We start from the raw sequence: 20,595 nt of genomic DNA on the forward strand, positions 1-20,595 counted from the left end.
GCCGTCGACCGCGCGGCGGCGGCGCTGGCCGCGGCCGGTTGGGCCGTCGACGACGTCGAGCCGCCGCTGATCGAGGAGGCTGCGACGCTGTGGCGCCAGATCTCGACCACCGAGATGGTCGGCGCCTTCCTGCCCGGTGCGCTGCCCGTGCCCCTCTCGCACGGCTCGACCCGGTACTTCCTCGACAACGCCGAGGAGACCGAGGTGCTCGCGTCGGGCGAGGCGTACGGCGGCGCCTGGGCCCGGCGTGCGGTGATCGCGTCCGCGTGGGAGAGGTTCCAGGCCGAGTACCCCATCGTGCTCGGCCCGGTCTCGGCCCGGCGCATGCCCGAGATCGGCTACGACCTCTCGGGCCCGGCGGCGACTACCGAACTGTGGCGGGACCACCGGCTGCTGGTGACGGTCAACTTCCTCGGGCTGCCCTCGGTGGCCGTCCCGACCGGGTTGGACGAGGACGGCCTGCCGACCGGGGTGCAGCTCATCGGGCCGCGCAACGCCGACCATGTCTCGCTCGCGGCGGCTCGGGATGTCGAGGCCGCGCTGGGCGGGCTGACCCCCGTCGAGGCGCGCATCGCCGGAGCTGTCGCGTGAACGCCTGGGAGCCGGGGCTCGAGTTCGTCTTCGAGCTGAAGGTGGCGGTGTCGGAGCCGATCCGGATCGGGCGCACAGCATCCGAGGATCTCAACGTGACGCCGATCGTGGGCGGCACCATCTCGGGGCCGCGGCTGAACGGACGCGTGCTCAGCGTCGGCGCCGACTGGTGGGTGACGCGGGGCGCGACGACGCAGCTCGACGCGCGCTACGTCATCGAGGCCGACGACGGCGCGGCGATCGACGTGGTGAACCGCGGCTACTGGCACGCCGGCGAAGAGGTCGAGCGGCGTCTGTACGCCGGTGAGGACGTGGGGGAGGACGAGCTGTACTACCGCACCGCCTTCGTCTTCCAGACGGGCGCGGACGCGCATCAGTGGCTCACGGAAGCGCAGTTCGTCGGCTACGCGCGGCCCGAGCCGGGCCACGTCTGCATCCGGGTGTTCCGCGTGCGCTGACGGGCGAAGGCCCGGCCGGCAGGCAGCCGGCGTGCTGCGCCGGGCATTAGCCGCGGCCCTCCGCGGAGTCAACCCCGTGTCTCGGCATCCTGCGGTTTCGTACGGTGGCTGTTCCAGTGAAAGGAGCCGTCATGGCAACCAGCATTGTGACAGCAGAGATCGACGTCGACGCCCCCATCCGGGCCGTGTACGACCAGTGGACCCAGTTCGAGCAGTTCCCGCGCTTCATGTCCGCGGTCGAGCGCATCGATCAGCTCGACGACCAGCGTACCCACTGGGTCGTCAACATCGGGGGAGTGGAGCGCGAGTTCGACGCCACCATCACCGACCAGGTGCCCGACGACCACATCTCGTGGGCGAGCCACGGTGAGAAGCTCCACACCGGCCGTGTCAGCTTCGTGCCGGCGGGCGACGGCACGCGGGTCTCGCTCGAGATGACCTGGGTGCCCGAGTCGTTCACCGAGAAGACGGGCGCCGCACTCGGCATCGACGAGCGCGCCGCGAAGAAGGACCTCGAGCGCTTCAAGGAGTTCATCGAGGAGCGGGGCCGCGAGACCGGCGGCTGGCGCGGCGAGATCCATGGCGGGGCGACCCGCGAGGTGTGACCCCGCGTCCGACGTCTGAACCCCGCTCGAGAAGAGGAGAACCCCATGTCCGACAGCCTTCCCGCCGACATCCCGCCGGCGCCCGACGGCCAGCTCGGGACGGAGCAGGCCGGGATCCAGCCGCTCCGCGACCGCGACACGTCGATCGAGCCGGATCCCACGCGCGACCCGGCACAGGCCGAGTGGGATCGCACCACGGCGCTCGACGCGGGCGAGGATCCCGACATCGAGACGGCGACGGGCGACGATCCCGCGCACCTGCCGTCCGATGACGACGAGGTGCCGCGGGAGGATCTGCCGTCCGCAGCCAGTCAGCCCGACACCCAGGGTTCCAGTCCCGAGATCGCCGAGCTCGGGGATCTCGGGCAGGGCGATCTCGCACCCGAGGACTACTAGGCAGGCGCGACGTGCAGATCCTCTTCTGGCCGATCCACGGCGGATACACCGACGCCTTCGTCCGCGGCGGGCACGACTATCTGCTGCCGGTGCGCAGCGTGCGGCCCGGCGAGGACGACGGCGTCGGCGGCTGGGGATGGGAGCGGGCGCGGCCGGTCGCGCTCGACGACCTGCGCGGCGAGGACATCGACATCGTCGTGCTGCAGCGTCCGGAGGAGATCGACCTCGTCGAGTCCCTGACCGGTCGCGCGCCGGGCCGGGACCTGCCGGCGGTCTATCTCGAGCACAACACCCCTGGTCCCGCCGCGTTCACCACGCGGCATCCGCTCGCCGACCGTCGCGACATCCCGATCGTCCACGTCACCCACTTCAACCGGCTGTTCTGGGACAACGGCGTCGCGCCGACGACGGTCGTGGAGCACGGCGTCCCCGATCCGGGTCCGCTCTACTCCGGAGAACTGGCCCGGATCGGCGTCGTCGTCAACGAACCGGTGCGGCGATGGCGCGCCGTCGGCACCGACCTGCTGCCCGCGTTCACGCGCGAAGCGCCGCTGGACGTCTTCGGCATCGACGCCGGCCTGCTGCGGGAGGCGTTCGACGACCCGGCGATCTCCGGTATCGAGAGCCTGGCGCCCCGGCGCCTGCACGCCGAGCTCGCACGGCGCCGGGTGTATCTCCATCCGTTCCGGTGGACCTCGCTCGGGCTGTCGCTGATCGAGGCGATGCATCTCGGGATGCCGGTGGTCGCGCTCGCCACGACCGAGGCGGTGCGGGCGGTCGCCGCCGGCACCGGGGTCGTCTCGACCGACATCGACGATCTGCGCAGGGCCGCGCGGGCCTTCCTCGAGGAGCCGGAGTGGGCCGCCGAGGTGGGCGCCCGCGCGCGCGAGCACGCTCTCACGCACTACGGCCTGCCGGCGTTCCTCGAGCGATGGGACGAGGTGCTCCTCGAGGCGATCGCATCCCTGCCCGGCCCCGGCGTGGTCTACGCGAACGCGAACAGCGGCGGGAACGCCACGACGACGATCGCCGCCCACGCCAGGTAGACCGGCAGGAAGCCCGTCTGCCACCGCTCCAGGCGCTCGAAGGGCGTGCGCCGCATCGCGAACCGCAGCTGCAGCCACCCCGCGCCGACGAGGTTCGCGAGCAGGATGACGTTGAGCCCGAGCGAGGCGAGCTTGTTGGGGCTCGCCCCCCACTCGGCGATCCGCCCGATCATGGCGACGAGCACCATGATGTCGACGACCAGGGCGGCCACCACCATCAGCAGCTGGAGCCGGTCGAACCACGAGGGCGGTGCGAGCGGCTCGCGGGCCGACAGCGCGTAGAGCAGCAGGCCCACGACGACGACCAGCACGATGTCGAAGAGGATCAGCAGATCGCGCTGGCCGAACGCCTCCGAGGCGCCGCCGTCGACGAGGCTCCCCTGCAGGAGCCCGGCGACGATGAACGCGAGCAGCAGCAGCGTGAACAGCGGCGTGAAGAGCTTCGTCAGCACCGGAGCGATGTTCTCGATGACGCTCTGCTTGGCCTCGACGAGCCACGCCGCGACGACGACGGCTCCGGCGACGCCGCAGGGCACCATGAACTGCTCGACGAACCACTCGGCGTCCAGGCCGATCGCCGAGAACACCCCCATGGTCAGCGCCACGAGGACGCCGCCGCCCAGGGCGATGAGGGCGAGGTACACGAGCCACTCGCCGGTGAACCGGATGAAGTCCATGCGGGCGCGGCTCGATCTGACGCGCCCGTCGACGTAGGCGATGCCTGTCACGATCCACAACGCCACGGCCGCATGCGTCGCCGCCAGTACGAGCGTCGAGCCGTCGGGCGCGAAAGGGTAGACCGCCATCACGACGGCGGTGAGGACGAACGGCAGGCCGACCACGGCGACGGTCGCGGCGGATGCCCGGCGGCGCACCAGGAAATAGGCCGCGAGGAACGGCAGGACGAGCAGGGCCCCGAAGCGTGCGTAGAAGTCGCCGTCTTCTCCGAACCGGATGCCGAACACCGCCGGAATCTGGATCGCCAGCGCCGCGCCGACCGCCAGCCCGATGGCCAACGCAAGGCCCCCGCCGCTGCGGGCTGCGCGCGGCGCGTCCGGGAACATCAGCTGCTTCCAGAGCCGGTCGGAGTGCTCCCGCGCGAACTCCCGCGACAGGTCGTCGAGCCCGCCGAGGCGCTTCACGGCGACGAGGAACGCCTCATCCCCGTCGAGACCGGAGGCTTCGAGGCGGTCGATCTGACCGCGCAGGTGGTCTTCGAGTTCGTCGACATCGCGGCCGTCGATCGCCTCGGGGCGCGAGACGTACGCGCGCCACGCCGAGATCTGGTCTTCGATGCGGGGTTCGAGGTCGTCCGCCATGTCACGCACCTCCGAATGCGGGGGCACCGGCGAAGTCGGTGCCGCCGTCGCGATCCGACCACACTCGCTGCAACGCCCGGCTGACGACGGCCCATTGCTGCCGCTGCTCGGCGAACGCGGCGCGGCCGGTGGCGCTGAGGCGATAGTGCTTGCGCGGGCGACCGCTGGGGGAGGCGCCCCACGACGACTCGACGTGCCCGAGCCGCTCCAGCCGGTGCAGCAGCGGGTACAGCATGCCGTCGCTCCACTCCAGCTCGCCGCCCGACAGCTCGCCGACGCGCTGCAGGATGGCGTAGCCGTACGACTCGCCGTCGGCGAGGATGCCCAGCACCATCGGCGTCGCGGCCGCGGCCACGAGGTCTTTGCCGATCTTCACATCGTCCTCCATACGTAGAAGCCCTACGTACATAGAAGTACAAGTTATCTAGAACTGCAAGGTAAGTTCCATGACCGCGCGTGACGCCCCGTGACGCCGGCTCGCGGGCGGTGGGAATGCGTTCGCCTCCGGCGTGTTGGGATGGGGAGGGCGAACCGCCGCCCAGCCCCGACGAAGGACAGCATGACCCTCCCCACGAGCACCCCCGAGACCGTCACCGACGCCCGCTGGCACGCGGTGGCGTCCGAGCACGGCGTCGCCGCCCTGCGGTACACGCACTGGCTGGATGACGAGCCCCGCGCCTACGACGGCGCGCCGGGCCTCTGGCGCGCGGCGGACGACCGCGTGGTCGGCACGGCGCTGCGGGCGGACGCGGCGGACGCACCGCTCGACCAGGTCGTCCTGGCGCCGGGAGAGCACCTCGACGTCGGCCGGCTGCGGCTCAAGGCGATCAGCCGCGAGGGCGCGCCGGCGCTGCGGGTGTTCGACCCCGAGATCTCCGGCCGCACGCGGCTGCGCGGCATCCTGTCGTTCCCTCACGACGAGGCCTGGGCTCTCCCCGGTGTGTTCCGCCCGGCGCCCGAGGGGCAGATCAACGTCATCCGCAGCGTGGACGGCTACGAGCGCGAAGAGCCGGCCGTCGGCACGATCGCCCTCGAGGTCGGCGGCGCGCCGGTCGAACTCACGGTGACCGGCGACCCCCATTCGGGTCTCAGCGCCGTCATCGCGGATGCCACGAGCAACGTCGACGCGTACCGCTTCCGCTTCCTCGAGATCGACCCGCCGGCCGCCGACGGATCGGTGACCGTCGACTTCAACAACGCGTACCTGCCTCCCTGCGCGTTCAGCGACCACTACGTGTGCCCGTTGCCGCCGGCGAACAACCGTCTGGCCGTCCGGGTCGAGGCCGGGGAGCGCGCCACCGTCCTGGACTGAGCGCGTCTGCCTCGGGCGACGGTGAGGGGCCGGTCGCGCCGCGGGGACCGGTACGGGGACAATGGGACATCAGCCGGAGGGTGTCCGGCATGGCCCGATCCGAGGAGCCGACATGGCCCGTTCCCTCTCCGAGATCCGCGCGTCGTCCCGTGAGCGCGCGCGGCGTCGCGCCGCGCGCTCCGAGCTGAAGAACACCGCGTACGAGATCTTCATCGGCGCGCTGTCGATCCTGTCGATCGTCAACCTGGTGCTCGTCTACGCCATTGCGGGCGACGGCGCGGTGGAGCTCGTCCTGTCGGTCATGAACGCGCTGTTCAGCGCCATCTTCCTGGGCGACTTCATCTACCGGATCTCGACGGCGCCATCTGCCGGGCGTTACTTCTTCATCGGCTTCGGCTGGGCGGATCTGCTCGCCAGTCTGCCGTTCCCGCAGTTCAAGGTGCTCCGCGTCTTCCGGCTGCTGCGAGTCTTCCGGCTGCTGCGCGAGCTCGGCCCCCGGACGGTGTGGACCACCCTCATCCACGATCGTGCCAACAGTGCGCTGATGACCCTGCTGCTGATGGGCGTCCTCGTGCTGCAATTCGGCAGCATCACGATCCTGTACGTCGAGGAGGACGCGGACGGTGCCAACATCACGACGGCCTCGGACGCGCTCTGGTACACGATCGTCACGATCTCGACGGTCGGCTACGGCGACCAGTACCCGGTGACCAACGTCGGCCGGCTGATCGGCACGCTCATCATCGTCGTCGGTGTCGGCATCTTCGGCACCTTCACCGGCTACCTGGCGAACCTCTTCCTCGGGCCCGGCAAGGCTGCCGCCGAGCCGACGGAGACCGATTCTGCGCCCGCCGATCCGGGCGCCGCAACGGCCGAGGAGGCCACCGCCGGGGAGTCCGCCGCGAGCACCCCCGCGCAGCCTGCCGCGAGCACTTCCCGGCCGTCGATCGCCCGCCACGCGGCCAAGGGAGTGGCGGCCGGCGCGGTGGCGGGTGCCGTGAAGGCGGGAGTCTCGGCCGGCGCGGGCACGGTGGACGGCGGCGCCGATGGCGCCCCCGTCGTCGCCTCCGACGCGGAGGAGCCGGTCACCGCCGTCGACCCGGGGGAAACGGCCGAGCGGCTGCGCGTGCTGCTGGCACAGTCCGAGGAGGCGATGGCCGAGATGCGGCGGCTGCTCGCCGCGGCGACGCCGTAGCGCCACGTGGTGCGGCGGATGCGCGAGAGCGGCGTCAGGCCTCAGCAGAGCGGTGATCCTGCGGCCGGGTGGAATTGCGCACGATGAGATGCGTGGGCAGCGGGGTGTCTTCGGTGACGCTGTCGGGCTCCTCCACCGCGATCAGCACCTTCTGCATCATGAGTTCGCCGAGGCTCGCGAAGTCCTGACGCACGGTCGTGAGTGCCGGGTACAGGTAGCCCGCCTCGGGCACGTCGTCGAAGCCGACCACGCTGACGTCCTCGGGCACGCGGAGCCCGCGCTCGCGCAGCGCCGACAGCAGACCGATCGACATGTGGTCGTTGGATGCGAACACCGCCGTCCCGGGGTCGATCTCGAGGTCGGCACCCAGCCGGTAGCCGCTGGCCGCCGACCAATCGCCGTGCCTCGGCTCGACGACCTCGAGGCGGCGCGCCCCGAGTTCGTCGCGCCAGCCGCGGATGCGCTCGACGGCGTCCGGAGCGCGCTGGGGGCCGGCGAGGTGGAGGATGCGCGTATGGCCGAGTTCGGCCAGGTGGCGGACGGCCGATCGGGCGCCGCGGTACTGATCGATCGACACGATGAGGGGACTCCGGCGCGCGGTCGCCGCGGCGGCGACCACCGGGATGCTGAGATCGAGGCCCCGCACGACCTCGAGCACGCCGATGTCGACGACGATCAGCACGATCGCGTCGACCCGCTGGCGGAGCAGTGACTCGATCACCGCTCGCACGGCGGCGGGGTCGGGATCGAGCGCGCTCACCGTCTCGACGCTGTAGCGCTCGGCCCGGGCGGCGAAGTTGAAAGCGGTGGCCACTGACGTCGGGCCGTAGTCCGAGACGCCGGGCGCGACGAGCCCGATCGTGCGGGTGCGGCGCGTGACGAGGGCGCGGGCGGCGGGGGAGGGACTGTAGCGCAGCTGTGCGATCGCCTGCTCCACCCGCGCGCGGGTGGCCGGGCGGACGTTGGGCAGGTCGTTGAGCACCCGCGAGACCGTCTGGTGCGAGACGCCCGCGAGCCGGGCCACGTCGAAGATGTTCGCGGAGCGCGCCTGCTTCTCGTCGGTCACCGCGCTCCCTCCCCGTCGGCGTCGTCCGCCTGCGCGACGAGCGCCATGACGGATTCGACGGTGAGCGCGTCGGACGGCAGCGTGTCGACCACGCGGCCGCCGCGCAGGATGGCGACGCGCCCCGCGACGCGCAGCACCTCTTCCAGCTCGGCCGAGATGAAGACCACCGACAGGCCGTTGTCGGCGAGCTCGCCCACGAGGTTCTGGATCTCGACCTTGGCGCCGACGTCGATGCCGCGCGTCGGCTCGTCGAGGACGAGCACGCGCGGCGACAGCGCGAGCAGTCGCGCCAGCAGCACCTTCTGCTGGTTGCCGCCGGAGAGCGTGCCGGCGGGGCGGTCAGGATCGGCCGGCCGGATGTCGAGCGCCTCGATCCAGCTCATCGCCAGTTCGCGACGGCGCTGATCCCGCATGCGCCGGAAGATGCCCCGCTCGGCTTGCAGCGCGAGCGTGATGTTGTCCTGCACGCTCAGTTCGCTGATGATGCCCTCGGTGCGGCGGTTCTCCGACGAGTAGACGACGCCGAACGCGATCGCCTCGCGCGGGCTCCTCGCCTCCACGGGCCTGCCGCTGATGGTGATGATGCCGGCGTCGAGCCGGTCGGCGCCGGTGATCGCGCGCGCCAGCTCCGTCCGTCCCGAGCCGAGGAGCCCGGCGAGTCCGAGCACCTCGCCCTCGTGCAGGACGACGTCTGCATCGGCGATGCCCGGAGCGACCGTCACGCCCTCCGCGTGCAGAAGAGCGGATGCCGCCTCCGGCGCAGCCTCGACGCGATCGCGTGTGCCCAGATCCGAGGCGCTGCGTCCGAGCATCTTCTCGACGAGGTCGATGCGCAGCAGCTCGGTCGGCAGGTACTCGCCGACGAGCCGGCCGCCGCGGAGCACGGTGATGCGATCCGCGATCTCGTAGACCTGGTCGAGGAAGTGCGAGATGAAGATGATCGCGACGCCGCGCTCCTTGAGGTCGCGCATGACGCGGAAGAGCTCTGCCACCTCGTCGATGTCGAGGCTGGAGGTGGGCTCGTCCAGCACGAGCATCCGGACGTCGATCGAGATCGCCCGTGCGATGGCGACGAGCTGCTGGATCGCGAGCGAGTGGCTTCCGAGCATCGATGCCGGGTCGATCGCCAGGCCGAGCCCCGACAGCACCTCCGCGGCGCGCTCGCGCATGGCGGACCAGTGGATGGTGCCGAAGCGACGCGGTTCCCGGCCGAGGCAGATGTTCTCGGCCACGGTGAGATTCGGCAGCAGGTCGATCTCCTGGTAGACCGTGCTGATCCCGGCGCGCAGCGCGTCGGCCGGCGTTCCGAAGTGGACGGGGTGCCCGTCGAGCTCGATGCGTCCGCTGTCGAGCTGCAGCGCCCCGGTGAGCGCTTTGATGAGCGTCGACTTGCCCGCGCCGTTCTCTCCCATGAGCGAGTGCACCTCGCCGGGGAACACGCGGAAGCGCACGTCGTCGAGCGCGGTCTCCGCGCCGAACCTTACCGTCGCCCCGGTGAGTTCCATGAGCGGACGCCGCTCGTCCATCACGCCATTATGTCGTGAGACGCGAACGGGCCCGCTCATGGCACTCGGGTCATCGGCGACGGTCGGACCGGGTGACGATGAAGCGCTGCACGACGATGAAGACCAGCAGCAGTCCGCCGATGATGATGCGGGTCCACGACTGCTCCGCACCCATGAACGCGATGATCGTCTTGATGATGCCGTACACGAGCACGCCGATCATCGAGCCGATCACATAGCCCGATCCGCCCGTCAGGAGGGTGCCGCCGATGACGACCGCGGCGATCGCGTCCAGCTCGGTGCCGACGCCGTTGAGCGGATAGCCCGCGCCCGAGTAAGCAGTGAGGACGAGACCGGCGAGGCCGCCGCAGACGCCGCTGATCACATAGACGAGGATCTTCGTCCGGGCGACGGGCAGGCCCATCAGCCGCGCCGACTGCTCGTTGCCGCCGATCGCGTAGATCGTGCGGCCGAACCGCGTCCACTGCGTGACGAAGACGCCGATCGCGACGATGAGGAGGGCGAGGATGCCGGTGGGCGTGAGGTACCAGTCGCCCACCGTGAGCCGCGTCCGCTGCAGCCACAGCACCGCGGGATCCTCCACGCGGATGGACGACAGGCTCACCACGAACGCCAGGCCGCGCGCGAGGAACAGGCCCGCCAGCGAGGCGATGAACGGCTGCACGTCGAAGTAATGCACGAGCACCCCGATCAGCAGCCCGATCGCTGCGCCGCCGAGCAGCATCAGCGGGATCGCCACGATCGCGGGAAGGCCCTCCGCCAGGAGCTTCGCGCACAGGATGCCGGTGAACGCCATCACCGACCCGACGGACAGGTCGATGCCGCCCGTCAGGATCACGAACGTCAGGCCGACGGCGAGGATCAGCAGGTAGGCGTTGTTCAGCAGCAGCGCCGACAGGTTGCGAGGCGTGATGAAGTTGCCGAACGCGAACTGCGCGCCCACGAGCAGCACGATCAGGATCACGATGGCCGCGAACATGGGCATGAGCGACGAATGGCGGCTCATGAAGGTGGCGTAGCGGGTGCCGGGCGTCGGGCGCCCGGCCTCGGTCTGGGTCGTCGTGGTCATCGGACCGCCTCCGCTTTCGTCGGCTCCGTCGTCGTTGAAGGTGTGGGTGCGGGCGTGTCCGGGCCGCCCCCGCGCGAGGCGCGCGAGGCGATGAGCCCTCGCGCCCATCGGTGCAGCCGCGGCGACTGGACCAGGACGACCAGGACCACGACCGCGGCGAAGAAGACGGGCGCCTGGGCGGAAGGGACGCCGAGGAACAGGATGGTGGACTCGAGCGTCTGGATCGTCAGGACGCCGACGACCGTTCCGGCGATCGTGAACTTGCCTCCCATGAGCGAGGTGCCGCCGAGCACGACGGCGAGGATCGCGTAGAGCTCGATGTACAGCCCCGCGGCGTTCGCGTCGGCCGCCATGATGTTCGAGCTGTAGAGGACGCCCGCCATGCCGGCCAGCACGCCGCTCGCGGCGTAGGCGCCGAAGACGATGCCGCGGGCGCGAACGCCCGCCAGGCGGCTCGCCGCGGGGTTGATGCCGACGGACTCCGTCAGGACGCCGAGTGCGGTGCGTCGCTCCAGCAGCGCGATGACCGCGATCGCCGCGATGGAGATGAAGAGGGCGAACGGCAGGCCGATGACGTACCCGGTCGCGATGAACTTGTAGGGCGCGCTGGTGACGGTCGTGATGAACCCGTCGGTGATCAGCAGGGCGACGCCGCGGCCCGCGAGCATCAGCACGAGGGTCGCGATGATCGGCTGGATGCCCAGCACCGCGATGAGGAAGCCGTTCCACACGCCGAGGACCAGGGCGACGAGGATGCCGACCAGGAGCGCGACGGCGACGGTGGCACCGCTGCCGGGGTCGCCGGAGGTGTCGATGATCGTGAGCGCCACGGCGCCCGAGACGGCCATGATCGCGCCGACCGAGAGATCGATGCCCCGGGTGGCGATGACGATCGTCATGCCGAGGGCCACGAGCATGAGCGGGGCGCTGTTGCGGAGGATGTCGATCAGCGCCCCGTAGAGCTCGCCGTCGCGGACGGTGATGCTGATGAACTGCGGCCGCGCGATCGTGTTGACCACGATCAGTGCGAGCAGGGCCGCGACCGGCCAGAACAGCCGATGTGTGACGAGCTTCTTCACGCTGCGCTCCCCTCGCCCTCGTTGGCGATGTAGTCGATGAGCAGATCGAGGTCGACGGTGCTGGAGTCCAGCTCGCCGATGCGGCGTCGGTCGCGCATGACGACGACTCGCTGTGCCAATCGAAGCACTTCTTCGAGCTCCGATGAGATGAAGATGACCGACAGCCCCTGCGCCGAGAGCTCGGCGACCTTGCGCTGGATGTCGGCCTTCGCCCCGACGTCGATGCCGCGGGTGGGCTCGTCGAGGATGATCAGCTGCGGTGCGGTCGCCAGCCACCGGGCCAGCAGCACCTTCTGCTGGTTGCCGCCCGACAGATTGCGCACGAGCATGTCGGGGTCTGCCGGGCGCACGCCGAGCGCCGTGATGTACTCCGAGACCACCTGATCGCGCTCCGCGCGGCGCATCGGCCGCATCCATCCGCGCTTGGCCTGGATGCCGAGCACGATGTTCTCGGCGACGGTCAGGTCGGCGATGATGCCTTCGGCACGGCGGTCCTCGGAGGAGAACGCGATGCGGTGGTCGATCGCGTGCCGGGGCGACGTCAGGCGTGCCGGTCGACCGTCGATCTCGACGGTGCCCGAGTCGGCCTTGTCCGCGCCGTACAGCAATCGCACGAGCTCGGTGCGGCCGGAGCCGAGGAGCCCGGCCAGCCCGACGACCTCGCCCTCGTAGATGTCGAGGTCGGCGGGCTCCAGCATCCCTCTCCGTCCGAGTCCGGTGGCGCGCAGCACGGGGGTCGCCGTCCGGTCGATGACGCGATCGGCGGTGCGGGAGATCGCGGCGAGCTCGTCGAGCTCGCGCCCGATCATCTGGCTCACGAGACTGTCGCGAGGCAGATCGGCCGCGACATGCTCGCCGACGAGCCGGCCGTTGCGCAGCACGGTGATGCGGTCGGAGATCTCGTACACCTGGTCGAGGAAGTGGCTGACGAAGAGGATCGCGACGCCGTGATCGCGGAGTTCCCGGATCACCGCGAACAGGCGTTCGACCTCGCCGCGGTCGAGGCTGGAGGTGGGCTCGTCGAGGATGAGCACCTTGGCGTCCAGCACCATGGCGCGGCTGATCGCGACGAGCTGCTGGATCGCGATGGAATGGCTCGAGAGGATCGAGCGGGTGTCGATGGTGAGGCCGAGGCCCGCGAGGTGCTCGGCGGCGAGCCGGTGCACCGCCTTCCAGTCGATGCCCGCACGGCCACGCGGCTCGTGCCCGAGCATCACGTTCTCGCCGACCGAGAGGTTGGCGCAGAGGTTGACCTCCTGGTAGACGGTGGAGATCCCTGCTGCCTGCGCATCCGCCGTTGCGGCGAACACGCGCTCCTCGCCGTCGACCGCGATCGTGCCGCCGTCGATCTGGTACACGCCGGTCAGCGCCTTGATGAGGGTCGACTTGCCGGCGCCGTTCTCGCCCATGAGCGAGTGCACCTCGCCGCGGCGCAGCGTGAAGTCGACCTGATCGAGGGCGAGGACGCCCGGGAAGCTGATGGTGATGCCCCGCATCGCGACGGCGGGGATGTCTTCGTTGACGGTCATGCGCATCCGTGTCTCTGTCTCGTCCGGACTTTGGTGTCGAGCCCGGCGTCCGACGGGAATCGGCCTCAGCCGATCCCCGCCGGACCCGGAACGGGGATCAGTACGCGCGGGAGTCGAGAACCTCGGCGGCCTGCTCCTGCGTGAAGGACTGGTCCTCGACGTAGTTCGCCTTCTCGACGTCCTTGTCGGCGAGCACGTCGGTCACGAGACCGGCGGCCAGCTCGCCGAGCAGCGGGTTGCACTCCACGATGAAGTTGATCTTGCCGTCGACGAGCGCCTGCATGCCGTCATGCACCGCGTCGATCGAGATGATCTTGATGTCCTCGCCGGGCATGCCGCCGGCCGCCTCGATCGCCTCGATGGCGCCCAGCGCCATGTCGTCGTTGTGCGCATAGAGCAGATCGATGCCGTCCAGGCCGTACTTCTGGAGGAAACCCTCCATGACCGTCTTGCCGCCGTCGCGCGTGAAGTCCCCCGTCTGCGAGTCGATCGTCTCGATCGCGGTGCCGTCGATCGCCTCGTTGAAGCCCTCGGCGCGGTCGTTGGCGGGCGCCGAACCCGTGGTGCCCTCGAGGACGACCATTTTCGTCGGGGTGTCGCCGAAGTTCTCGGCCGCCCACTCGCCGGCGGTCACGCCCTCCTTCTTGAAGTCGAGGCCGACCCAGCTGGCGTACAGATCATCGGACGAGGTGACCGTGCGGTCCTCGAGGATGACCGGGATGCCGGCATCCGATGCCTCCTGGAGCACGTCGTCCCACCCGTCCTCCACGATCGGGGCGATGACGATCGCGTCGACGCCCCGGCTGATGAAGTCGCGGACCGCCCCGATCTGCGCCGCCGGATCGTTGTCGGCGGCGTTGAAGACGAGCTCGAAGCCGTTCTCCTCGGAGAACGCGTCCTTCATCGACTCGGTGTTGGCGCTGCGCCATCCCGACTCGGAACCGGTCTGCGCGAAGCCGACCGTCACGAGCTCGTCGCCCCCGTCGCCGCCTGCGCCGGCTCCCGTGTTCGAGCTCGCGCAGCCTGTGGCCACCAGTGCCAACGCTCCCAGAAGCGCTGCACCGGTGAGAATCCTGTTCTTCATTCCCAAAACCTCCTCGTTCGGGTCCGGCGTCGACGCCGGTATCACTGTGCCCCGGGCCGCACTCGTGCCGCCCGTCCGCCTGAATGTTAGCCTTCACATTCCGGGGTCGCGCAAGATGTGAGCGATAACATTTGCGTAACGCGGAGAGGTCACGGCCACTCGAAGGCCCGTAATTCCGGTCATTCAGGCCCGAAGTGAGGGATCACATTGGCCAGCGGCGGAAGGCCCGCTGTGCCGCCGCTGCCGTCCCCGTGGATGAGCGCGTTCACAACCGATCCGCGAGGGGCGCCCAGGCTCAGTGGCGTGAAGCGACCGCGTTCCAGACGCCGGCACCGAGCACGACGGCGGCGGCGACGAGCGGCGCGACCAGCGCGGCCGTCGCCCCTGAGCCGTCGGCCACCAGGCCCGTGACGGCGGATGCGGCGGACTGGCCGACGACGACGGCCGAGCCCAGCATCGTCATGACCGTCGCCGATCGCCCGCGCGGGCTGAAGGCGGCCGCCAGGCTGTACTGGGTCACGAGCGTCGGGCCGATGCCCACGCCGATCGCGAGAAGGCAGACCGCCATCGCCCCGACGGTGCCGACGAACGGGAGCGACACGGCCCCGGCGACGAGGATCGACGCGAACGTCAGCCACCGCGCGCGCAGGGTGAAGCGCGACGGGAACAGCGCGACGCCGAGCGCGAGCGCGGCGGATCCGATTCCCATCGCGCCGTAGACGAGGCCGGCCTGCTCGGGCACGCCGCGCTCGGCCATGAAGGCCGTGAGCGAGGTCAGCATCGCGCCGAAGAACAGGCCCATGCCGAGCGCGCCGACGACCGGCGCGAACACGCGCGCGCGGAAGAGTTCCCGCACCGGCGCCTGTGCGGGACGGACGCCTCCCGCGGAGGGTGCCGCCTTCGCCGCGGTCGGGTGCAGGGCGAACGCGGTCACGAAGACGAGGCCCAGCACGGCGGCGCCGATCACCGGTGCCGCCGGGTTGAGTGTCGTGGCCAGCAGGCCGACGATGACCGGTCCGAAGACGAACACGATCTCGTCCGCCGCCGACTCGTACGCCATGGCGCCGTTCACGACCGGGGTGCGACGCTCCGTCGGGTATGCGCGTCCGATGATGCCGACGAGGCGGCTCCGGGAGAGCGGTGCGACCTGGGGCATCGATGCGCCGATGAAGAACGCGACGGCGAGCAGGGCGGCATCCGGCACGGGGGCGAAGGCCAGCCAGGCGAACGTCGCGAGCATGACGCTGTTCGTCGCGCCGGCGATCAGCAGCACGCGCCGCTGGCCGAAGCGGTCGGCCGCGGCACCCAGGAGGGGCCCGACGAGGGCGGTGCCGAGTCCTGTCATCGCGCTCGTCACTCCGCCGAGGGCGAGCGATCCTCGTGCCGATACGACCAGGGTCAGGATGCCGACCACCATCATCGCGAACGGCAGGCGCGCGATGAGCGCGATGGGGAAGTACGCGTAGCCGGCCTCGCGAATGAGGCTCGGGCGCCGGACGGTCTGCGCAGGGCGCTGTCGCGTGCCGGTGAGGGTCGTGTGCATCGTGGTTCGGGGCTTTCCGGCCGCACAAGGCGGCATTGCGTGCCGCCTTGTCCGCAGCCAAGAGCGCCGCAGGCAGGTAGATGCACATCGAGGATGGCCCGGCCAGTCTACCGGCGCCACCTGGGCGGGGCCTGGCTGCAGGAGTCGGAGGGTGTCTCAGAGCACGGCGCCGACCATCGCCTCGCCGAGCGGGGTGCGGCGGTGCAGCACGCGCGCACCCTCTCGTGTGCTCGCCAGGAGGCCGGCATCGCGCAGCACGGTGAGGTGGTGCGACGCGGTCGAGATCGCGAGGGCGGTGTCGACCGCCACCTGGGAGGTCGTCCTCGGCTCATGGGCGTCGAGCAGGATGCGGGCGCGCGCCGGTCCCAGCAACGCGCCGAGGGCCGACGTCACGTCAGTGGCGTCTCGCGCCCAGGTCGCCGTCACTCCCTGCGCCGGATAGAACAGGGTCGGCTGCGCCGGCGGCTCGGTGAGCACGAAGCATCCTGTCGTGCCCATCACCGACGGCACCAGCACCAGTCCGCTGCCGCGGCAGTCGACGACCTCGCTCCAGATCCGCATCGTGACGCGAACCGCGCCGTCGGTCCACGCCACCCGGTCGTGCAGGGTCTCGATCATGGCTCCGATGCCGCTCTCGGCGATGCGCCGCGACCGCACCGCGATGTCGGCGCGGAGCAGCCGCTCCAGCTGCGTCCACACCGGCGCGACACCGGCGTTCCAGACCGACAGCCACGCCCCCGCGATCATGGCGCGAGCGCGGTCCGGCCGATCGAGCATGCGCTGGACGGCGGCCCGACGGGCGCCCTCGGTGCGCGCCAGCACCTTGGTCATGTCGACGCGGAAGCGCTCCTCGTCGATGTCGCGCAGCCGCTCTGCCTCCGCCTCGGGCGTGAGCTCCCACGTCGGAGTGGTCGTGAAGAAGTCGGGGAAGTAGCCCTCGTCGCGGATCAGCAGCGCGAGCACCTCGAAGTCCTCACGGGGGATGGCGCTGCGGGTGGCGCGCATCCATCCCCACTGCAGGGGGTACTCATCGGGTCGCAGCAGGGCGCGTACCGCGTGACACAGCTCATGGCCGGGCGAGACGCCGAACCGGATCGCGGTCAGGTCGTCCGGCGCGAGCTGGAAGTCGACGAACTTTCGATCCACATCGAAACTATAGGGCGGCTGATCGGCGACGAGGAGGCTGAAGTCACACCACCAGCACGCGGACGGAGCACCTCATGACCACCACTATTCCGGCCATCGTCCCCGCGGCCGACCTCGTCGTCGGCACCGGGCGCCTGCGCCGATTCATCGGCGTCGAGCACGGGGCGGCCGTCTCGTACTTCTTCGTCGACAACGAGCCGGGGCAAGGCCCCGACATCCATCGCCACCCCTACGCCGAGACCTGGGTGCTGCTCGAGGGCGAGGCGCGCATCACGATCGACGGCGAGACGCTGGATGCCGTCGCCGGCGACACCGCGACGGCCCCCGCCGGCGCGTGGCACGGCTTCAAGAACTCGGGAAGCGGACGGCTCCGCGTGCTGTGCATCCACGCCTCGGACCGCATCATCCAGGAGTGGCAGGACGAGCCCGGGGTTCTCGACATCCCCACCACCGACTGATTGGATCGCGAATATGACATTCCAGGCATACCTCGACAACATCGAGGAGAAGACCGGCCTCACGCCGCGTCAGTTCATCGACCTGGCGCACGAGAAGGGCTTCGACGAGAGCACGAAGTCCGCGCCGATCGTCGAGTGGCTCGCCGCCGACTACGGCCTCGGCCGCGGCCACGCGATGGCGCTGGTCCACGTCATCACCAAGGGTCCGCAGATCAGCGACAAGCACGTCGGCACGGGCACAGCTCACTCGGATCCGTCGAACATGCTGTGGCTCGACGGCAAGGCGACGAACCCCGACCCCTGACTCCGGCGACCCCTGACTCAGGTGGCGACGGGGATCCACACGCGCATCGTGGAGGGTCCCCGCTCCGCCCACTCGTGGTACGGAACGAGGGGGACGGAGACGGATGCTGCGTCCCTGGCGGCCGCGACGCCGCCGGCGTACGGCCATGCCGTCGCCGAGTCGTCTCCGCCGACGGACATCACGTCGATCCAGACGCGCCCGTCGCGCTCGGAGGGTCTCGCGCCCGGAGCAAGGACGACGTCGGCGACGTCGGTCGCACCCGCTGTGGCGAGATCGACGGACTCGAGCGCGTAGACCTCGGGGCCCCGCTCGATCGCGACACACCCGCGGATCGCGTCGATGCGTGAGTCGGGGCTGCTGATGCGGGGCGTCATCGGCAGGTCGAGTTCGACGGTGTCGCCGGCGCGAAACGCTCGGCGGATCTCCACGCGTCCCGGTTCCGCCTCGCGCTCCTCGGCCCGACTGCCGCCCGCAGGAGTGAGCCGGAGGCGGGCGCCGTGTGCCCACGAGGGCACGCGCAGCGTGAGGGTCCACGGCTCGTCGGGCGCGGCATCCCCCCGCGAGGTCACACGGATGCGCCCCGACGCCGGGTAGTCCGTCTCGACGTCGAACGCGACGATCCGGCCGTCCGGCAGCGTCGTGTCCACGCTCGCCGGCGCGTACTGGTGCAGCTGCACGCCGTCGTCGTCGGATGTCGCGAGGTACGCGTCGAGACTCGCGAGCGTCCGCGCGACGTTTGGCGGGCAGCACGACACCTCGAACCAGGGGGCGCGCAGCGACGACGAGGCGCGGGGCGAGGTGGCATCCTCGTCCGCCGGTACGCCGGGCACACGCTGGTGCAGCGTGTTGGCGTAGAAGAACGAGCGGCCGTCGGGGGCGGGAGAGGTGGCGACGACGTTGTAGAGAGTGCGCTCGATGAGGTCCGCGTGGCGAGGATCCCCGCCCGCCAGCAGCAGGCGCCACGAGAACATGACCGAGCCGACGCCGGCGCAGGTCTCGGAGTAGGCGCGGTCGGCCGGCAGCTCCCAGTCCTCGCCGAACGCCTCGTCCTGGTGGTGCGAACCCTGGCCGCCCGTGATGTAGGTCCGGCGGGCGACGGTGCGGTCCCACTGCCCGCGGAGAGCGTCGAGCAGCTCGTCGTCGCCGGTGTCGACGGCGACGTCGGCCGCCCCCGCCGCCAGGTAGTTCGCGCGCACCGCGTGGCCGCGCAGGGCGGTCGCCTCGCGCACCGGCACGTCGTCCTGGAAGTAGCTGCGCCCCCATTCGATGTCGCCGAGCGTGCCCCGGCCGTGGCGCTCGACGAAGACGCGCGCCTGCTCGAGATAGCGCGGCTCGCCGGTCGCCCGCGCGAGCTCGGCGAGCCCCACCTCGACCTCGGCGTGGCCGCAGATCCCGTCGCGCGCGCCGGCCCCGAACTCCGCGCACACCAGGTCGGCGGCGCGCACCGCGATGGCGAGCAGCCCGTCGTCCGCGCCCGGACGCGTGCGCTCCCGGGCCACCGCCGCCTGGAAGAGGTGGCCGAGGCAGTAGAGCTCGTGCCCCCACTCCAGATGGGACCACCGTGCCCCCTGGCCCTCGCGGCCGAAGTGGGTGTTGAGGTACCCGTCCGCTTCCTGGGCTGCGGCGACACGGTCGACGACGGCGCGGAACCGCGCTTCCAGGTCGACGTCGTCGGTCCGGCCGATCTCCCAGGCGAGCGCCTCGAGGTACTTGTACACCTCGGAGTCCGAGAACTCACGGCCGCGGCGTCCCTCGGGCAGGGTGCCGGCGGCGGCGCGGTCGAAGTTGCCCAGCCAGCCCTCGGACTCCAGGCGGCTCTCGATGTGCGCGAGCGTGTTGCGGCCGTTGACGGCCTGCCGCTCGCCCCAGAAGCCGCCGGTGATGCGGACCTCCTGCTGACCGAGGGGGCGGAGGCGGCCGTGCGCCGGTGCGACGGGCGCCTGGGGCGCGGTGGTGGTCTGCATGGTCATCCCTTGAACGCTCCTGACATGAATCCCCGGACGTAGTGGCGCTGCAGCACGAGGAACAGCACGATGCAGGGCAGGGCCAGCACGACCACCCCCGCCTCTGTCGCCCCGTAATCGATGACGCCCTGCACCTGCACGCGGAGGTTCGACACGGCCAGCGGCAGCGTCATCCGGTTCGTGTCGGTGATGAGGATCAGCGGCGCCATGAAGTCGTTCCAGGCCGCGAGGAAGGCGAACATGCCGACGGTGATGAGCCCGGGCTTGACCGCCGGCAGCAGCACGAGCCGGAGCGCTCCGAAGGTGGTCGCGCCGTCCACCAGGGCCGCCTCGTCCAGCTCGCGCGGGACGGACTCGAACGAGATCCGCATCATGAACATCGAGAACGGCAGCTGGAACATCGTGAGCACGATGGCGACGCCGACCAGGGAGTTGCTGAGGCCCACGGCGTTGAGGATCACGTAGAGCGGGATGAGCAGCGTCGTGTACGGCACCATCAGGATCGCGAGCACCGTGAGGAAGAGCAGGTTCTTGCCCGGGAACGAGAACCGTGCGAAGGCGTAGCCGCCGAGGGTGGAGACGACCAGGGTCAGCAGCACCGTCAGCAGGGCGACGAACGTCGAGTTGCCGAGGTACACCCAGATGCCCGCCTGGTAGTTGGCGAGCGCGGCGTAGTTGCCGAGCCCCCAGCCTTCCGGCTGACTGGTGCCGGCCCGCGGGGCTACCGACGACACGGCGGTCCAGATGAGCGGGTAGAGGAACATGATCGCAAGTGCCGTGGTCAGCACGGCGTGCGGGATGCCGAGCACGATGCGTGCCGCAGGGGAGCGCCGCGCGCGGCGGCGGGAGGGCTGCACCTCGATGAGGCGGGTCGAGGACGGGAGGGTCTGTGCGGACATGGCGGC

21 protein-coding genes are annotated in these 20,595 nt (G+C 70.7%); 9 read left to right on the forward strand and 12 right to left on the reverse strand.

Features of this window, described 5'->3' with window-relative positions; all coding sequences use genetic code 11:
- The 5 genes from ACI3KY_RS16480 to ACI3KY_RS16500 all read left to right on the forward strand — a co-directional run.
- The coding region (locus ACI3KY_RS16480; RefSeq protein WP_404931229.1) for an amidase family protein at positions 1–591 on the forward strand (591 nt) is incomplete at its 5' end.
- Positions 588–1,049: a DUF3237 domain-containing protein gene (locus tag ACI3KY_RS16485; protein WP_404931230.1), complete on the forward strand. Its 462-nt coding sequence runs from the start codon at positions 588–590 to the stop codon at positions 1,047–1,049. The genes ACI3KY_RS16480 and ACI3KY_RS16485, both read left to right, overlap by 4 nt.
- 131 nt (positions 1,050–1,180) lie before the next feature.
- Positions 1,181–1,654, forward strand: a complete 474-nt coding sequence (locus ACI3KY_RS16490; protein WP_404931231.1) for an SRPBCC family protein — start codon at positions 1,181–1,183, stop codon at positions 1,652–1,654.
- Positions 1,655–1,699: 45 nt separating this feature from the next.
- Positions 1,700–2,050 carry a sugar ABC transporter ATPase gene (locus tag ACI3KY_RS16495; RefSeq protein ID WP_404931232.1) on the forward strand — a complete coding sequence of 117 codons (351 nt, stop codon included), beginning with the start codon at positions 1,700–1,702 and terminating at the stop codon, positions 2,048–2,050.
- Positions 2,051–2,061: 11 nt separating this feature from the next.
- Positions 2,062–3,096, forward strand: coding sequence for a glycosyltransferase (locus tag ACI3KY_RS16500; protein WP_404931233.1), 1,035 nt, complete (start codon positions 2,062–2,064; stop codon positions 3,094–3,096).
- Here ACI3KY_RS16500 and ACI3KY_RS16505 read toward each other — a convergent pair.
- On the reverse strand, positions 3,036–4,415 hold the full coding sequence (locus ACI3KY_RS16505; RefSeq protein ID WP_404931234.1) for a permease prefix domain 1-containing protein: 1,380 nt from the start codon (positions 4,413–4,415) through the stop codon (positions 3,036–3,038). The genes ACI3KY_RS16500 and ACI3KY_RS16505 overlap by 61 nt on opposite strands.
- Position 4,416: 1 nt before the next feature.
- On the reverse strand, positions 4,417–4,791 hold the full coding sequence (locus ACI3KY_RS16510) for a PadR family transcriptional regulator (RefSeq protein WP_331907912.1): 375 nt from the start codon (positions 4,789–4,791) through the stop codon (positions 4,417–4,419).
- A gap of 183 nt (positions 4,792–4,974) precedes the next feature.
- On the opposite strand from ACI3KY_RS16510, the gene ACI3KY_RS16515 reads away from it, so the two are divergent.
- Complete coding sequence (locus tag ACI3KY_RS16515; protein ID WP_404931235.1) at positions 4,975–5,727, forward strand: DUF1684 domain-containing protein; 753 nt, start codon at positions 4,975–4,977, stop codon at positions 5,725–5,727.
- 112 nt (positions 5,728–5,839) lie between these two features.
- On the forward strand, positions 5,840–6,922 hold the full coding sequence (locus tag ACI3KY_RS16520; RefSeq protein WP_404931236.1) for a potassium channel family protein: 1,083 nt from the start codon (positions 5,840–5,842) through the stop codon (positions 6,920–6,922).
- Positions 6,923–6,956: 34 nt separating this feature from the next.
- On the opposite strand, the gene ACI3KY_RS16525 is transcribed toward ACI3KY_RS16520, so the two are convergent.
- The 8 genes from ACI3KY_RS16525 to ACI3KY_RS16560 all read right to left on the reverse strand — a co-directional run bounded on the left by ACI3KY_RS16525 (position 6,957) and on the right by ACI3KY_RS16560 (position 16,964).
- Entirely contained in the window at positions 6,957–7,988 is a 1,032-nt protein-coding gene (locus ACI3KY_RS16525) for a LacI family DNA-binding transcriptional regulator (RefSeq protein WP_404931237.1), read from the reverse strand.
- Positions 7,985–9,514, reverse strand: coding sequence for a sugar ABC transporter ATP-binding protein (locus tag ACI3KY_RS16530; RefSeq protein WP_404931238.1), 1,530 nt, complete (start codon positions 9,512–9,514; stop codon positions 7,985–7,987). Before ACI3KY_RS16530 ends, ACI3KY_RS16525 begins: the two co-directional genes overlap by 4 nt.
- A gap of 49 nt (positions 9,515–9,563) precedes the next feature.
- Entirely contained in the window at positions 9,564–10,583 is a 1,020-nt protein-coding gene (locus tag ACI3KY_RS16535) for an ABC transporter permease subunit (protein WP_404931239.1), read from the reverse strand.
- Positions 10,580–11,662: an ABC transporter permease gene (locus tag ACI3KY_RS16540; RefSeq protein WP_404931240.1), complete on the reverse strand. Its 1,083-nt coding sequence runs from the start codon at positions 11,660–11,662 to the stop codon at positions 10,580–10,582. The genes ACI3KY_RS16535 and ACI3KY_RS16540 overlap by 4 nt, the downstream gene beginning before the upstream one ends.
- A complete protein-coding gene (locus ACI3KY_RS16545; protein WP_404931241.1) occupies positions 11,659–13,191 on the reverse strand; it encodes a sugar ABC transporter ATP-binding protein in 1,533 nt (510 codons plus the stop codon). The genes ACI3KY_RS16540 and ACI3KY_RS16545 overlap by 4 nt, the downstream gene beginning before the upstream one ends.
- A gap of 97 nt (positions 13,192–13,288) precedes the next feature.
- A complete protein-coding gene (locus ACI3KY_RS16550) occupies positions 13,289–14,275 on the reverse strand; it encodes an ABC transporter substrate-binding protein (RefSeq protein ID WP_404931242.1) in 987 nt (328 codons plus the stop codon).
- Between the two features lie 295 nt (positions 14,276–14,570).
- Positions 14,571–15,818 carry an MFS transporter gene (locus ACI3KY_RS16555; protein WP_404931243.1) on the reverse strand — a complete coding sequence of 416 codons (1,248 nt, stop codon included), beginning with the start codon at positions 15,816–15,818 and terminating at the stop codon, positions 14,571–14,573.
- A 156-nt stretch (positions 15,819–15,974) separates the two neighbouring features.
- Positions 15,975–16,964 (reverse strand): DUF5937 family protein, encoded by a 990-nt coding sequence (locus ACI3KY_RS16560; RefSeq protein ID WP_404931244.1) that lies wholly within the window; start codon positions 16,962–16,964, stop codon positions 15,975–15,977.
- Between the two features lie 74 nt (positions 16,965–17,038).
- Here ACI3KY_RS16560 and ACI3KY_RS16565 point away from each other — a divergent pair, with 74 nt between their 5' ends.
- Both ACI3KY_RS16565 and ACI3KY_RS16570 read left to right on the forward strand, forming a co-directional pair.
- Complete coding sequence (locus ACI3KY_RS16565; RefSeq protein WP_404931245.1) at positions 17,039–17,422, forward strand: cupin domain-containing protein; 384 nt, start codon at positions 17,039–17,041, stop codon at positions 17,420–17,422.
- 13 nt (positions 17,423–17,435) lie between these two features.
- Positions 17,436–17,726 (forward strand): DUF4287 domain-containing protein, encoded by a 291-nt coding sequence (locus tag ACI3KY_RS16570; protein WP_404931246.1) that lies wholly within the window; start codon positions 17,436–17,438, stop codon positions 17,724–17,726.
- A 17-nt stretch (positions 17,727–17,743) separates the two neighbouring features.
- Here ACI3KY_RS16570 and ACI3KY_RS16575 read toward each other — a convergent pair whose 3' ends face one another.
- Both ACI3KY_RS16575 and ACI3KY_RS16580 read right to left on the reverse strand, forming a co-directional pair.
- Positions 17,744–19,696 (reverse strand): glycoside hydrolase family 127 protein, encoded by a 1,953-nt coding sequence (locus ACI3KY_RS16575; protein WP_404931247.1) that lies wholly within the window; start codon positions 19,694–19,696, stop codon positions 17,744–17,746.
- Positions 19,693–20,589 carry a carbohydrate ABC transporter permease gene (locus ACI3KY_RS16580; protein ID WP_404931248.1) on the reverse strand — a complete coding sequence of 299 codons (897 nt, stop codon included), beginning with the start codon at positions 20,587–20,589 and terminating at the stop codon, positions 19,693–19,695. The genes ACI3KY_RS16575 and ACI3KY_RS16580 overlap by 4 nt, the downstream gene beginning before the upstream one ends.
- Positions 20,590–20,595 lie beyond the last annotated feature (6 nt).

Source organism: Microbacterium sp. ZW T2_14, from assembly GCF_044987405.1.
Classification (GTDB): domain Bacteria; phylum Actinomycetota; class Actinomycetes; order Actinomycetales; family Microbacteriaceae; genus Microbacterium.

Coding starts and splice junctions, on each gene's coding strand:
- ACI3KY_RS16545 (WP_404931241.1), bottom strand. CDS start 13,191: ATGACCGTCAACGAAGACATCCCCGCCGTCGCGATGCGGGGCATCACC.
- ACI3KY_RS16580 (WP_404931248.1), bottom strand. CDS start 20,589: ATGTCCGCACAGACCCTCCCGTCCTCGACCCGCCTCATCGAGGTGCAG.
- ACI3KY_RS16495 (WP_404931232.1), top strand. CDS start 1,700: ATGTCCGACAGCCTTCCCGCCGACATCCCGCCGGCGCCCGACGGCCAG.
- ACI3KY_RS16505 (WP_404931234.1), bottom strand. CDS start 4,415: ATGGCGGACGACCTCGAACCCCGCATCGAAGACCAGATCTCGGCGTGG.
- ACI3KY_RS16515 (WP_404931235.1), top strand. CDS start 4,975: ATGACCCTCCCCACGAGCACCCCCGAGACCGTCACCGACGCCCGCTGG.
- ACI3KY_RS16490 (WP_404931231.1), top strand. CDS start 1,181: ATGGCAACCAGCATTGTGACAGCAGAGATCGACGTCGACGCCCCCATC.
- ACI3KY_RS16520 (WP_404931236.1), top strand. CDS start 5,840: ATGGCCCGTTCCCTCTCCGAGATCCGCGCGTCGTCCCGTGAGCGCGCG.
- ACI3KY_RS16550 (WP_404931242.1), bottom strand. CDS start 14,275: ATGAAGAACAGGATTCTCACCGGTGCAGCGCTTCTGGGAGCGTTGGCA.
- ACI3KY_RS16565 (WP_404931245.1), top strand. CDS start 17,039: ATGACCACCACTATTCCGGCCATCGTCCCCGCGGCCGACCTCGTCGTC.
- ACI3KY_RS16575 (WP_404931247.1), bottom strand. CDS start 19,696: ATGACCATGCAGACCACCACCGCGCCCCAGGCGCCCGTCGCACCGGCG.
- ACI3KY_RS16570 (WP_404931246.1), top strand. CDS start 17,436: ATGACATTCCAGGCATACCTCGACAACATCGAGGAGAAGACCGGCCTC.
- ACI3KY_RS16555 (WP_404931243.1), bottom strand. CDS start 15,818: ATGCACACGACCCTCACCGGCACGCGACAGCGCCCTGCGCAGACCGTC.
- ACI3KY_RS16535 (WP_404931239.1), bottom strand. CDS start 10,583: ATGACCACGACGACCCAGACCGAGGCCGGGCGCCCGACGCCCGGCACC.
- ACI3KY_RS16530 (WP_404931238.1), bottom strand. CDS start 9,514: ATGGACGAGCGGCGTCCGCTCATGGAACTCACCGGGGCGACGGTAAGG.